The sequence below is a fragment of the Candidatus Woesearchaeota archaeon genome (assembly GCA_027858315.1).
Classification (GTDB): domain Archaea; phylum Nanobdellota; class Nanobdellia; order Woesearchaeales; family UBA583; genus UBA583.
Genome location: JAQICV010000061.1, coordinates 1 through 12,238, shown reverse-complemented (window position 1 = coordinate 12,238; position 12,238 = coordinate 1). Strand labels below are relative to the sequence as shown.

The following is a 12,238-nucleotide window of genomic DNA, read 5'->3' as shown; positions in this document are numbered from 1 at the left end:
GATGAAGCCCTTAATTAGTCTAATTGCACATATAAAAATCATTTAATCTAAAAAAGATCAATTTCTCAAAAGAATAAAACAAAACTTTATATAAATTCACATTCCAATAAACTCTATGTTAGAAGAAATACTTTTCGATTCAGAAAAAGAAAATAATTTTTTAAAAATCTCATTTATCACAATAATTATAACTATAACTCTAGGAATGCTAAATTATTTTTTAGGACAAATTTCATTTTTATTAGTTTCATTAGTCTCATTAGCATTATCTTATCCATTAATTTCTTATATAAAAAAAATAGACCGAGACACAATCGATGAATTTCAAAATAAAAAAAATATTTTCAAAAGATACAACAAAGAATTAGTTGTATTTTGGTCAATATTTATTGGCGCAATTATAGGATTCTACATCCTAAATTCAACTGGTCTAACAAATGATTTCACATATGAAGAATCATTCATATCAAGTACATCAGGAATGATAACCCAAACTACTTTAGACTTCATAACAATATTTACTAATAATTTGAAAGTTGCACTCTTCACATTCATAATAAGTTTCATAGTATTTTCAGGACTAATTTTTGTACTAGTATGGAACGCATCAATAGTTGCATACTATTTATTCACATTTAGCTCATACAAACAAGCATTATTTACAGGACTAACAATCCTTGCACATGGTTTATTAGAAATAGGAGGATATATATTCATTGGCCTTGCAGGAGGAATCTTAGCTCATAGACTAAACCTTGCATACAAAAGTAAAAACTACACACTAAAAAATAAAGACTCTTCAAAAGATATAAAAAAGGATAGGCGTAACACATTCAAAAAAATTGTAAACAAAAGATTATTTTTAGACTTATCATATCTAATAATAATTGGAATAACATTTATATTCATTGCAGCAACTCTTGAAGTTTTATAATAATAAACCACAATTTAACCTCTTTTTCTCATAATTAACCTTATAAATTATAGATTCCATAGTTACACCCATGAAAATTAAAAGGGCTATAGGAATTAGTATTTTGACATACATAGTGTCATTTATAATAGGTACAATTATTGCAATCCTTTTTGATATTGACTTAAACATACGAACAGTTATTCCAATTAGAATTTGGGTACTGGCAATGTTAATATCTATAATATTAGTAATAATATTCTCACTTTGGTATTTCAAAAAAAAATCTACAACTCCATCTACAAAAGAAGGATTCAAACTTGGTTTGACAATTATAATTGTTGGAATAATATTAGATTTGACAATAATAAACATATATATATTTAATGGATCTTCAGCAAACATTGCATCATATTATTCAGACCCATTATTATTAGTTTCAATTTTAATAATAATAGTAACAGCAACAATTACTGGATGGCTTAAAGATTATGGTAAAATAACTGCTTAAAGGATTGAATTTAATATTTTTAATTTTATTTTTAATTTTATTTTTAATATTAATTAGAAAACTTTATATCTTAACAATTCAAGTTTAATAATATAATGGTAAATATAACCAAAGAACAAATAGCTAATCTAACTAGATATAGTAATTTTAGAATGAATGAGTCAATGATTCCAATTATCTTTGAGTATTTATTAGAAAATTCTTTAGATTATGCAAAAGAAGGAAGCTATGAACCTATTCATTTACTCTACAAGAATAATGATTTAGAATCTTTTAAATCAGCTTTGGACGAAGAAATAATATTTTTAAAAAAAATAAAAAAAGATATGATAGTCTCTGGTGATAATTTTTCTAAAGAATTCAAAGTCTATGACTTACTTGAGAGCATTTTTGAAAAAATAAAAAAATTTGTAATGTAATGCAAAAAACAATCTAGTTTATAAATTAAAATCAAATCTTATTTCTAGAATAAAACATATTAAAAAATGAGCGAAAGAAACAACAGAAGTTACAATAAAGATAACAACAATAGTTCAGAGAGAACAAGTAGTTCTAATAGGGAAGAAAGCTCAAATAGAGGGAATGATTCTAACAGAGGAAGCAGACCTAGTTCAGGAAATAGTCCTAATAGAGAAAACACTTTCAGAAGAGGTAGTTCTCCTAGACCAAGTACTCCAAATAGAGAAGGAAGTTCCAACTCAAGCAGACCAAGTACAGGAGGCGGATACAACAGAGAAGGCGGTTCAAATACAGGAAAAAGACCTAATCAAGACTACAGAGGAGGAAGTTTCAATAGAAGTACAAGACCTCAAAGATCCAATTCAGGTGACAGAGAAATGACAGAAAGAAAAGAATCCTTTAAAGTTAAATGTGCGGATTGTGAAATTGAATGTGATGTACCTTTCAAACCAACTCAAGGAAGACCAGTTTATTGTAGAGATTGTTTCAGAAAACACAAACCTCAAAATTAATTTTAAATTTTTAGAAATAAATATTTATGAAACTCTTTTTAGAAATTTTCCAGTCAAAGCATCATAAATTGCCCATTGACTTAAAGGTGAATTGCTATCTTCAATACAGTATACTTCGCCTTTTATCTTAAAACCTAACTCTTTATAGTCTTCTCCAACTGATAAAGTCATCCTAAACTCTACCTTAGGCTTTAATATGCCTGTTCTAGGCAAGCTAAAATAAAGAATATCTCTTTCCCTCTCATCATTATCTCTCATTCTTGCAGATGAGTTCTGTTCTTTTTTAACTGCAGTTAATACATATTTTTTAATTTCAAAATTTTCAAAATCCATTATAATTTATTTGAATAAAAAGAATATATAAATCTTTCTAATATAAATTCTTCTTTTATCAATAAACCTCAAGTTTTAAAAATACTTACCCCTAATCTTTATTAGATGAAAATAATTAGAACAGTAAGTTTAATTCCATTAAACATAGAAAAAACTCAAATTTGTTTAGTTAAAAAAGTATCAAATGATAAAAATAAAGGAAAATGGTCTTTTCCTGGTGAATTAGTTAAACCTGAAGAAAGTAACAATCAAGCAATCATTAGAATTATTAAAGCTCAAATGAAATGCACTGTATCCAACTTCAAAGAATTCAAAAAAACTGAAAGTAGAGTGAAAATTGCAGTAATCAAATCTCAGTATTTAACTGGTAATATTCAAGGAGAGATAAAACTAGATTCAAGAAAATATAGTGAATTTAAATGGTTTGATTTAAATCAAGAACTATTATCTCTAGAATACGCATTTGATGAAAATAAAATCGTAATTAATTTATTAAAAGAATTTAAAAAATAAAAAATTATTATTTTTTCTTAAGAATTAAATAGGCCATACCAACGAATAGTAAAACAACAAATATCAATAATAAATATAGAACTCCATTATTACTCTCCAGATATCTACCATCATCATCATCACAAGCATCACCTATTTTATCATCATCACTATCCATTTGATTCCTATTTGAAATCTCAATACAATTATCTTCGAAATTTAAAACTCTATCTGAATCAAAATCTTCACAAGCATCACCAATATCATTAAAATTGATATCCTTTTGATCTTCATTTGAAACAATCAAACAATTATCATCTTCATTCAATTTAGAATCATTATCAAAATCATTATTGTATAAAGTATTTTTATTAGTATCAATTTCTATCTCAAAATCTACAGGAATATATTGAGCACTCGCATACCTCTTATTATAATCAACACCATATTTTCCAAAATAAAAATTGTAAGTATTAGAGCATTGTTCTTTATTGAAAAAATAAAGCATTGACTTTACCTCTTTCACATTTTGATTATAAAATTTAATCTCATTAATTTTAACCAATTCATCAAATTTCAATTCTATCTCCACATTATTACTCAAGTAATCTTTATCTAAATAAATTTCTGTTAAGAAAGCATTCTTAGTAATTATTATAGGAATAATATTACCATCAATTTTAACTGTTAAATCTTCAAGTTGAGAATCTTTAGCATAAACAGTAATTTTATTTAATTTTTTAACATCAGGATTTAAGAAATCCAGTACAATTGAATCCTTATCTTGAATTACAAGATCTGAATTAGTATTTCCATCATATATTAATTCAACATCTTGAATTTGAAAATCATCAATAGTTTTAACATACCAATTACTCAATAATTCATAATATTCTTGATTAACACTTGGAAGAATGAAATACTCTTCAGCATCCATATACGATTTAGGAGTATATTTTAAATCATTTTGAATAAGATTGTACTCCTCAGGTAATTCGACTGCCAAATAGCCTCTATATTCCTCACAATTAGGAGTTATCTTTATTACATATTCGTATTCTTCAAATAATACAGTTCCTGCTGAAAAAACTGGATTCAATAAAAAAATTAAAAACACAATAAAAATAAAAAATTTAATTACTTTTTTCATTTTTCATAAAATAGCTACCAATTAATAATAAAATACCAAATACAATAAATCCAATTATTCTAAATGCTCCTTCTAAAAATAATAAATCAACAAATGCAATCTTAAGAACAGTTATTCCTAAAAGCACCATAAATAATATTTTTGCTTCTTTTATTTTATCAAACTTAATAATACCAATTAAAGTATAAACTAACCACATCACTGAAAGTACAATATTATAAAAAGCTTCAGAGTCTATAAAAAACATCATATACTTTGAAACTGATAACAATATTAAAAATATCGAAATTGCCAATAATCCACTATTAATTCTCTTATTAATATCTTGTTTAATCAAAAATAAAAATCCAGGAATTATTGCTAACAATACAAATAGGAATAAAGTTGCATGTAATAATCCTTCATCAAATCTTAAAACGAATAAATACCAAATAGCAATTAAAGCTAAGAATATATTAGATACAATATTATAAAACTCTGACTCTTCTACAAATTTAGACATATATGCGAAAAATATCCATTGAATTAAAAACAACACCATGAAAAAATCTTCATTAATAGTATTCAATACTAAAAATATTCCAAGATTCAAAGTAATCACAGCTCCAGATAAAATTGAATACAGCGTTGGCATATAAACTTTAGAACTTAATTTAATCTTTAGTACTAATATTTCAACTAAGTATAAAAATGCAACTAAAAGAATTACAAAACCAAATTCTATCATTCCAATATTATAAAATTTCTTCAATAAAGTGTATAACATAGGAGCAAAGAACAATAAATTCACATTAAAGATTATTGAATCTAGTGCATTTATTTCCTCTTTCTTTAATACAGAATATACTAAAGGCATTATATTATTTATTAAGAATACAGATATCAAAAAGAATAAAGCAAATCCAATTGACTCTAATCTATATATACTAAATGAAGAGACAATATATACCCACAAAATAATAAAAGATGTAAATCTTAAATCTACCCAATTATATCTAGATGATAAAACTAAAAGAGAAACATTTAATAATAAAACATACATAATCATAAAAATTATTTCAGAATGAGTATTAGTAATAATTGGAATCAAATAACCTCCAATTAAAGAGTAATAAGCAATTATTTTAGAATTAAACTTAATACTCAAAGCTATTGCAACTGCAGTAAATAATAGTAAAACAATAAATCCTATAATCTCAGGTATAACTTTATATACTATAACTCCTACAAAAATTGACAAAAACTCTATAAAAAATGAACCTCCAAATACAATCAAAGACCATTCTCTATTTCTCTCTTCCAAACTAAATGCTAATACAAATAATATTAAACCTAAAATAACACCAATCATAACTTGAGCAGTAGGACCAATCCAATCCTTAGCAACTGCATAAAAGAAAAATGATATGCATCCAATAATAATTCCTAAAATTCCAATAAAAGAGATTACTTGATTAAAACTAAAATTAGGTAAATTAGATTTATATTGTTTCGGTTTTTCTAATATAACTTCATTCTCATGTGCTGAGGGTTGAGCCTCAACTTGAGTATTTTCTAAAGGTTCAATATTTAAATTTTTTTCAATATTTTGAATCCTCTTTTCTTGATTTTCTAGAATTTCTAGAACTCTATTCATCTTATCCACAAAAACCTACAACAAAAAGTATTTATATATTTTTGTTTAAAAATAAAGCAGTTATTTAATTAAGAATTAAGAATATTTTACAAATATTTTATCTTGTAAGAATTTCTTTGTTACAAAAGCGTACTGTTTAAACTCTAAATTCATTTCTTTCAAATCTAAACCTCCAATACTAATTCTATGTAAATTGGTTACTTCATAATCTAATAGTTCAAACATTCTTCTAATCTGTCTCTTTCTACCTTCATAAATTCTAGCAATATATTTATTTGGACCAATTCTTCTAATTTGAAGTGGTTTTAATCTATACTCATCAAGCATAACTCCTTCTTCTAATTTCTTTTGATCTTCAATTCTAAGCTCTTTCTCAGTTTGTACAATATACTCCTTAGCAATATCTTGTGAAGGATGAATAATACTTTGCGCAAAATGTCCATCATTAGTTAAAATCAAAAGTCCTGAAGTATCCATATCCAATCTTCCAACTGAGAATAAATTATCTTTCTTATCCTTTTCATCTAAAAAATCATATATAGTCTCTCTTCCAAACTCATCAGCATTAGTTGTAACATAACCTGAACTCTTATTCATAACAATATATACTAAATCATCCAAATCAAAGGAGATAACTTCATCATTAACTTCAATCTTATCAGTCTTCAAACATTGATCACCAATTGAGATTACTTCACCATTAACCTTAACTTTTCCTTCTTTAATTAAATCCTCAGCATTTCTTCTAGAACAAAGTCCTGATAATGCAATAAATTTTTGTACTCTGATTTTTTCTTCCATTCTTAGAAATATTAATGCATGTTAGATTATAAATGTAGTTAAAATAAATAATCAAAATACTAATTATTAATATGAACAATCTAATAGTATTCTTTCCATATTATTATTTTTAAGTTTTTTTCTTGTTTCTTCAAGTATTAGTTTATGTACAATAGGGTTTCTAAGTTCCACATTTTGAGAACCTATTTTAACAATTTTTCCTTTTAAATTACCATCATATTGAATTTTACTATGCAATAATTCCCAAGTAGTAATCTCATCTTGAGTGTCTTTTGTCATTAAATCTATAGCTTTAAGGTATGAATATTTTGAGTTTGGATTGACTAAATATAAAGAATGTCTACCTAAATTACATTGTTCAGGAGAGATTTTACAATATGATTTAAATGGTAAAAACCTTCTTCCTCTAGTTGGTAATCCTAAGCAAAGTTCATAATTTTGTTTCTTCATGTATTTAGTTAGTTCAGGAAGTTGTTTAATATCCACTTCAATATCAATATCATGGTGATTTCGATATAGTGACCCATAATTTAAAGCAGTCCCTAATCCACCAACTAATTGCCAAGGTATTTGTGACATATTTAATATATTAGCCAATAATTCAACCTCAGAAAGTATATTTTTGAAGTCATGTTTTGGTTTTCTGCCAACAATTATCTTGTCAATTTGAAACATTATACAATTGATAAATTATATTTTCATTATAAATCCTGGGGTAAATTGTAAAAAATATTATATTGTAATTGAAGATACAAGTTAATTATCTAAACAAATAATTTTTTTAGATCACTTGGGATATAATTCTCCAATTTATATATCTTTATTTCATTAATATCTTCAATACAAATATTAGCTCCAATATTTACACTTAAAATATTTTCATTATTATTTACATCAAGTATTAAATCTATCATAATATTTTCCTTATCAAAAATAATTAGATGTTTTTTAAATGTTATATTTGAAAATAAAATTTTACAATCAGGATTGTCCTCTAATTTGAAGTGTAAATCATAGGGTTTCATAACCCTTGAATGAAATTTTTCAGCTAAAATTTTCTCTTCGGTAATACATTCAAGAACTTCAATATCATCCTTTAACTCTATTATTTTTTCTAAAATATTTTTAATTAAAATTATTTTTTGATTTTTACCAAATCTTTGTATATCTCTTGTAAAATCCATATCTGTTCCAATATATTTTCTTGAATTTTGTTTTATTTCAAAACAAAGCATCCCTTTCTTTGATATTTCATCAACTATTTCAATATTAAAAAAATTTTTTGCTATTTTATTAAATCCAATAATAAAATTCTCAACATTTTCTTTATTGTATTCCATCTTTTATTATGACACTTCTAAATACCTAAAAATTTAAGTAATTCAAATACTAAAAATGCTGGCCAGACTAAAGCTTTCAAAAATCCTAAAACTCCTATCCAAAAACCTGTAGCATTAGAAATATAATATACAATTGCACCTATAAATCCTAAAAAATAAGAGAATCCTCCACAACCGCACTGACTAAAACTAGATTTACATATTTTATCTTTCATATTTCATCACCTATATGACTATATTTTGATAACTTATAAATATAAGTAAAAATTTATTTTTTGATAACTAAACAATTTGCAATCATATAACCAATATTAAAATTTAAACTTAAATATTTAGTATAAAATATATATTTATTATATTTTTCATTAGATAAGGTTTATAAATTTACTTTAATTTAACTACTTATGAGTTTGGTCAATTTGAGTAATAGAATCAATAAATCCAAAAAAATTATAGTAAGTTCAATATTATTTGCAAATAGTTTATTAATTCCATTTTCTTCTCAAGCTAAAGATGTTATTTTAAGTTGGGACAATAGTCCTTCATTCATTGATGGATATAGTGTTTATTATGGAACTTCTCACGATAATTTAGAAAGTGGTATTGGTGCAAATGAAGGAATTTCAGGCATAAAATTAGGCGACCAATTAGGATTTAAGTTAAGTGGTCTAAATGATAACCAAGGATATTATTTTGGAGTTAAAGCATATAAAGATAATAATTATTCTTTAATGTCTAATATTGTATTTAGTCCACCTATTGATACTAATACATCCAATTCACCAATCATTACTTCTTTTAATATGTATTTGAGCTCTTCAGATTTTATAACCTTAGAAATTGATTATCAAGATTCTTCCAATATACAAGTTTTGACAAGTAGTATTAGTACAGTCAAAGAAAATACAAATCCACAATCTCTTGAAGTTATTCTAAATGGTTTAAAAGTAGTCGATGAAAATAATCTTGAAGAGACAAGTAATTATGTTGCTCAAATTTCAACAGATAACTTAAATTCAGGACTAAATACTTTCATAGCAGTTCTTAGTGATTCTGAAGGAAATTATACTACAAGTACATATGTAACTGATAAATTCTCAACTCCTGTAGCAGGATCATCACCTCCTACCTCATTAGAAAAAACATTAATAGAGATATTGAATTGGGATTCAACTAATGTAGAAATATTAGATGATATGAGTCTTGAAAGTGAAAATTTTCAAGTTGATATTATAAATTCAAATCCCGTATATCAGATTTCCTTAGAAAAAGGTTTGAATTCTTATACTCAAAATTTGACACCTAAAGGTATCGAAATTCGATTTAGTGAAGATTTAGAATATGAAGTAAATATTGGTTTAAATTCAAATTATGATATTAATTTAATACTATATACTAAAGATTCAAGAACTAACAGATTTTTATCAAATAAGATTTATTTACCAGCAGGAGAAAATAATAAAATTGTTCCTTTATCTGAATTTAATTTTATTCCTAATCAAAATTACTCTCAATCAAATCTAATTTTAGAAGATTTAAGTTTAATTATTGAAAAAGTTAATATTGAGTCAGATTTGAATTTAGAAGTTCAAGTGTATAAATTAAATATTAACGAGGTGCTATAGTAAGATGAAAAAAATAAATTTAGAAAGAATATGTAGAATTTCAAGCAAAAGTTTATTGACAGGATTAAGTTTATTTATGTTAAACAGTTGTGGTGGCGGTGGAGGAGGTAGTGATTCCACTAATACTGTATATCCATCATCACAATTAGCAGAATGTCAAACTGTAGAAGATTTGTCAAAAACATTATCTTATACTTTAAATTCAACAATTTTAACTTTAAACTCATATCCTGCAGGAGTTATTAAAACTAATTCTGAGGAGATAGAAGATTTATATTTTCAAATAAGAGACCCTGAAAATAAACCAATTTATGATGGAATTATACTAAAAGAATCAGATTCATCCTATTCTATTAATAGAGATATATTTGAAGATTGTTCTAATTGTCCAAATACACAAATTAATGAAGATTATACATTAATTATATCTCCAAGACAAGATGAAAATGTATGTACTCCTAATTTTGATGGTTCTATAACTGAAAAAAATGCAATATATATTTTATTTAAAAAAGAATAATATATGAAAATCTAAATTAATCAAAAGAAAAAAATGCTTGAATATAGATAAATTTATTAATTAAATTTGAGAATACTTATTATGAATCAAGTTTTAGAAACAATAATTGAAGAGTATCCAAATTTAACTAAACCTTGTAATAAAGAATATATTACCAAATCTGGACTTTTAACAGATTCTAAAGATTATATAGAAAAATTAGATTGCACTTATTTAGGTAAATGTATTTATCAAGAAAGAGAGATATTTATTGTTTTGAATATAATATAACTAATATAGTAAGTAAAGTTGGTATATCTATAAAAGATGAAGTACATGAATCTGACGGCAAACTATATACTAAAGATGATGTTAAAAAAGTATTAGATGAAAAAAATTTAAATGTAAACATTGATGAAATTATAAATGCTAAATTCTTTTATAGACAAGAAATAGGTGCAGATGTTTATTTTGGTTTCAGAGAATTAACTAAACAGGATGAAAACAAATTAATTTGTAGAAGATATTTATTTGACACACATGTTGAAATAGATAAGTTCTAATGATTGTAAAGTAGTAATAACTAATAAATTATAATCAAATCTCAAAACTTTCAGATAGAAATAAAACCATTTCTGCTAAGAAATTACTATCAAAAATTTCATAATCAAATTATTTTTTAATATACTATTTCATTTAAAGATATAATAACTTACTTAGGAATTAAATCTCTAATCCTATTTATAGATTCTATTGTTAATTTCTTTCTATCATCCTTTTCAACTATCTCCCAATCTCCTTCTTCATTAATTTTAACAATAAATGCTTCAAGAGATAAAAATATTTCATCTTTAGAAAAAATTTCATTTATCATTGGAATATATCTCTTAAAATTTATACTTCCATACCCAATAAAATAGTGATCATCATCTTCTCCATCGTTATCTGAGAGATGAATATGTTTTATTTTATTAGAATATTTATCTAAAAAATCTACTATTGCTAAATCTCCATCTTCATTCATATAATATGCATGAGCAATATCAAATAAGAGATAAATATCTTTTATTTTATCAAATACTTTACTCATCTCATTTGAATTCTCAAATGGGTATTGATTCTCAATCATAATTTTAATATTCTTAGTTTTTGCATACTTAGTTATAATTCTTAAAGCGTCTAAATTGAATTGTTGTGAATCTTCTTTAGTTATATCTTTATTATAATGTGGATGAAAATTAACTAACTCAATTCCTAATTCATAAAACTTATCTAAACATATTTTATATTCATCTATAGCATCTAATCTAACTTCTTTGTCAGTTGATGCAAACTCTAAATCACATCTAGTATGGCCAATATCAAACTTATCCATTAAATCTAAGTTTACTTTATCTAAATACCATTCAGATGGTTCTAATGTTAACTCTAGTCCATCTAAATTTAATGAATTTAAAAAAATTAATTCATCATTTATTTTTTCGTGTGGATTGTTCATTACAGATATCTTTAACATTTTTTATTCTATCTCTATGGGAGTCTACAATATATTCATTAATGTTGTTATTATAAAAATCTTCCGTTTTTAATTTATTCTCAATATTATGAATTATTGTATCAAATTCCTCTTTAGTAAGATATTTTTGCTGAACTACAAATTTATACAAATCATCATTTATCTTATAAAATAAATCTAATATTGGCTTTATCCGAAGTAGATTTATAAAGTTCAAATTTCTTTAATTATTATGATTCGTAAACTTGTACAAAAACAAATAATTCCTCACGAGAATTCTTTTCGTCAAGAATTAAATAAGATCATTTTAAGTTTGGATTTACCTAAATATTCAAATCATAAAGGCAATAAGCAATTCACAACAGCTCAAAGATTAAGTGCTGTTCTTCTTTATTTTCGTTCACAAAAATCACTTGTGATTTTTTGCGGGGAATTTGAAGAATCCCAATGG

Annotated in this window: 19 protein-coding genes; 10 read left to right on the top strand and 9 right to left on the bottom strand. The window is 24.6% G+C overall.

The genetic code is table 11. The annotated features are described in order from the left end of the window. Positions 1–115: 115 nt before the first annotated feature. From PF569_05585 to PF569_05570, 4 genes are all read left to right on the top strand, one after another. Positions 116–934, top strand: a complete 819-nt coding sequence (locus PF569_05585) for a stage II sporulation protein M (GenBank protein MDA3855708.1) — start codon at positions 116–118, stop codon at positions 932–934. 70 nt (positions 935–1,004) lie between these two features. Then, positions 1,005–1,424: a hypothetical protein gene (locus PF569_05580; GenBank protein MDA3855707.1), complete on the top strand. Its 420-nt coding sequence runs from the start codon at positions 1,005–1,007 to the stop codon at positions 1,422–1,424. 95 nt (positions 1,425–1,519) lie between these two features. Then, entirely contained in the window at positions 1,520–1,843 is a 324-nt protein-coding gene (locus PF569_05575; protein MDA3855706.1) for a hypothetical protein, read from the top strand. A gap of 417 nt (positions 1,844–2,260) precedes the next feature. Next, positions 2,261–2,395: a hypothetical protein gene (locus PF569_05570; protein MDA3855705.1), complete on the top strand. Its 135-nt coding sequence runs from the start codon at positions 2,261–2,263 to the stop codon at positions 2,393–2,395. A 24-nt stretch (positions 2,396–2,419) separates the two neighbouring features. Here the strand turns inward: PF569_05570 and PF569_05565 are convergent, their stop codons facing one another. Beyond that, positions 2,420–2,728 (bottom strand): hypothetical protein, encoded by a 309-nt coding sequence (locus tag PF569_05565; protein ID MDA3855704.1) that lies wholly within the window; start codon positions 2,726–2,728, stop codon positions 2,420–2,422. Between the two features lie 105 nt (positions 2,729–2,833). Between PF569_05565 and PF569_05560 the strand changes: the two genes are divergently transcribed. After that, positions 2,834–3,241, top strand: a complete 408-nt coding sequence (locus PF569_05560) for an NUDIX hydrolase (protein ID MDA3855703.1) — start codon at positions 2,834–2,836, stop codon at positions 3,239–3,241. Between the two features lie 7 nt (positions 3,242–3,248). Here the strand turns inward: PF569_05560 and PF569_05555 are convergent, their stop codons facing one another. The 6 genes from PF569_05555 to PF569_05530 form a co-directional block, all read right to left on the bottom strand. Further along, on the bottom strand, positions 3,249–4,370 hold the full coding sequence (locus PF569_05555) for a thrombospondin type 3 repeat-containing protein (protein MDA3855702.1): 1,122 nt from the start codon (positions 4,368–4,370) through the stop codon (positions 3,249–3,251). Continuing rightward, entirely contained in the window at positions 4,354–6,006 is a 1,653-nt protein-coding gene (locus tag PF569_05550; GenBank protein ID MDA3855701.1) for a DUF2339 domain-containing protein, read from the bottom strand. The genes PF569_05555 and PF569_05550 overlap by 17 nt, the downstream gene beginning before the upstream one ends. 75 nt (positions 6,007–6,081) lie before the next feature. Continuing rightward, on the bottom strand, positions 6,082–6,807 hold the full coding sequence (locus PF569_05545; GenBank protein MDA3855700.1) for a pseudouridine synthase: 726 nt from the start codon (positions 6,805–6,807) through the stop codon (positions 6,082–6,084). Between the two features lie 66 nt (positions 6,808–6,873). Beyond that, positions 6,874–7,482, bottom strand: coding sequence for a hypothetical protein (locus PF569_05540; protein ID MDA3855699.1), 609 nt, complete (start codon positions 7,480–7,482; stop codon positions 6,874–6,876). Between the two features lie 89 nt (positions 7,483–7,571). Further along, a complete protein-coding gene (locus PF569_05535) occupies positions 7,572–8,147 on the bottom strand; it encodes a hypothetical protein (protein MDA3855698.1) in 576 nt (191 codons plus the stop codon). Positions 8,148–8,164: 17 nt separating this feature from the next. After that, complete coding sequence (locus PF569_05530) at positions 8,165–8,362, bottom strand: hypothetical protein (GenBank protein MDA3855697.1); 198 nt, start codon at positions 8,360–8,362, stop codon at positions 8,165–8,167. A 189-nt stretch (positions 8,363–8,551) separates the two neighbouring features. Here PF569_05530 and PF569_05525 point away from each other — a divergent pair, with 189 nt between their 5' ends. The 4 genes from PF569_05525 to PF569_05510 all read left to right on the top strand — a co-directional run bounded on the left by PF569_05525 (position 8,552) and on the right by PF569_05510 (position 10,834). Beyond that, positions 8,552–9,772, top strand: a complete 1,221-nt coding sequence (locus PF569_05525; GenBank protein MDA3855696.1) for a hypothetical protein — start codon at positions 8,552–8,554, stop codon at positions 9,770–9,772. A gap of 4 nt (positions 9,773–9,776) precedes the next feature. Beyond that, positions 9,777–10,292 (top strand): hypothetical protein, encoded by a 516-nt coding sequence (locus PF569_05520; protein MDA3855695.1) that lies wholly within the window; start codon positions 9,777–9,779, stop codon positions 10,290–10,292. Between the two features lie 81 nt (positions 10,293–10,373). Continuing rightward, positions 10,374–10,562 carry a hypothetical protein gene (locus PF569_05515; GenBank protein MDA3855694.1) on the top strand — a complete coding sequence of 63 codons (189 nt, stop codon included), beginning with the start codon at positions 10,374–10,376 and terminating at the stop codon, positions 10,560–10,562. Then, positions 10,514–10,834 carry a hypothetical protein gene (locus tag PF569_05510; GenBank protein ID MDA3855693.1) on the top strand — a complete coding sequence of 107 codons (321 nt, stop codon included), beginning with the start codon at positions 10,514–10,516 and terminating at the stop codon, positions 10,832–10,834. Before PF569_05515 ends, PF569_05510 begins: the two co-directional genes overlap by 49 nt. 149 nt (positions 10,835–10,983) lie before the next feature. Here PF569_05510 and PF569_05505 read toward each other — a convergent pair whose 3' ends face one another. Together PF569_05505 and PF569_05500 are read right to left on the bottom strand one after the other, a co-directional pair. Then, positions 10,984–11,787 carry a sugar phosphate isomerase/epimerase gene (locus PF569_05505; protein MDA3855692.1) on the bottom strand — a complete coding sequence of 268 codons (804 nt, stop codon included), beginning with the start codon at positions 11,785–11,787 and terminating at the stop codon, positions 10,984–10,986. Continuing rightward, positions 11,741–11,938: a hypothetical protein gene (locus PF569_05500; protein ID MDA3855691.1), complete on the bottom strand. Its 198-nt coding sequence runs from the start codon at positions 11,936–11,938 to the stop codon at positions 11,741–11,743. Before PF569_05500 ends, PF569_05505 begins: the two co-directional genes overlap by 47 nt. An 81-nt stretch (positions 11,939–12,019) precedes the next feature. Here PF569_05500 and PF569_05495 point away from each other — a divergent pair. After that, on the top strand, positions 12,020–12,238 hold a 219-nt coding region (locus PF569_05495; GenBank protein ID MDA3855690.1), incomplete at its 3' end, for a hypothetical protein.

Bases quoted from the DNA above. Each gene is read 5' to 3' on its own strand.
- PF569_05560 (MDA3855703.1), top strand. From the start codon at position 2,834: ATGAAAATAATTAGAACAGTAAGTTTAATTCCATTAAACATAGAAAAA.
- PF569_05575 (MDA3855706.1), top strand. From the start codon at position 1,520: ATGGTAAATATAACCAAAGAACAAATAGCTAATCTAACTAGATATAGT.
- PF569_05550 (MDA3855701.1), bottom strand. From the start codon at position 6,006: ATGAATAGAGTTCTAGAAATTCTAGAAAATCAAGAAAAGAGGATTCAA.
- PF569_05545 (MDA3855700.1), bottom strand. From the start codon at position 6,807: ATGGAAGAAAAAATCAGAGTACAAAAATTTATTGCATTATCAGGACTT.
- PF569_05530 (MDA3855697.1), bottom strand. From the start codon at position 8,362: ATGAAAGATAAAATATGTAAATCTAGTTTTAGTCAGTGCGGTTGTGGA.
- PF569_05540 (MDA3855699.1), bottom strand. From the start codon at position 7,482: ATGTTTCAAATTGACAAGATAATTGTTGGCAGAAAACCAAAACATGAC.
- PF569_05555 (MDA3855702.1), bottom strand. From the start codon at position 4,370: ATGAAAAAAGTAATTAAATTTTTTATTTTTATTGTGTTTTTAATTTTT.
- PF569_05570 (MDA3855705.1), top strand. From the start codon at position 2,261: ATGACAGAAAGAAAAGAATCCTTTAAAGTTAAATGTGCGGATTGTGAA.
- PF569_05580 (MDA3855707.1), top strand. From the start codon at position 1,005: ATGAAAATTAAAAGGGCTATAGGAATTAGTATTTTGACATACATAGTG.
- PF569_05565 (MDA3855704.1), bottom strand. From the start codon at position 2,728: ATGGATTTTGAAAATTTTGAAATTAAAAAATATGTATTAACTGCAGTT.
- PF569_05585 (MDA3855708.1), top strand. From the start codon at position 116: ATGTTAGAAGAAATACTTTTCGATTCAGAAAAAGAAAATAATTTTTTA.
- PF569_05535 (MDA3855698.1), bottom strand. From the start codon at position 8,147: ATGGAATACAATAAAGAAAATGTTGAGAATTTTATTATTGGATTTAAT.
- PF569_05505 (MDA3855692.1), bottom strand. From the start codon at position 11,787: ATGTTAAAGATATCTGTAATGAACAATCCACACGAAAAAATAAATGAT.
- PF569_05515 (MDA3855694.1), top strand. From the start codon at position 10,374: ATGAATCAAGTTTTAGAAACAATAATTGAAGAGTATCCAAATTTAACT.
- PF569_05525 (MDA3855696.1), top strand. From the start codon at position 8,552: ATGAGTTTGGTCAATTTGAGTAATAGAATCAATAAATCCAAAAAAATT.
- PF569_05510 (MDA3855693.1), top strand. From the start codon at position 10,514: ATGTATTTATCAAGAAAGAGAGATATTTATTGTTTTGAATATAATATA.
- PF569_05520 (MDA3855695.1), top strand. From the start codon at position 9,777: ATGAAAAAAATAAATTTAGAAAGAATATGTAGAATTTCAAGCAAAAGT.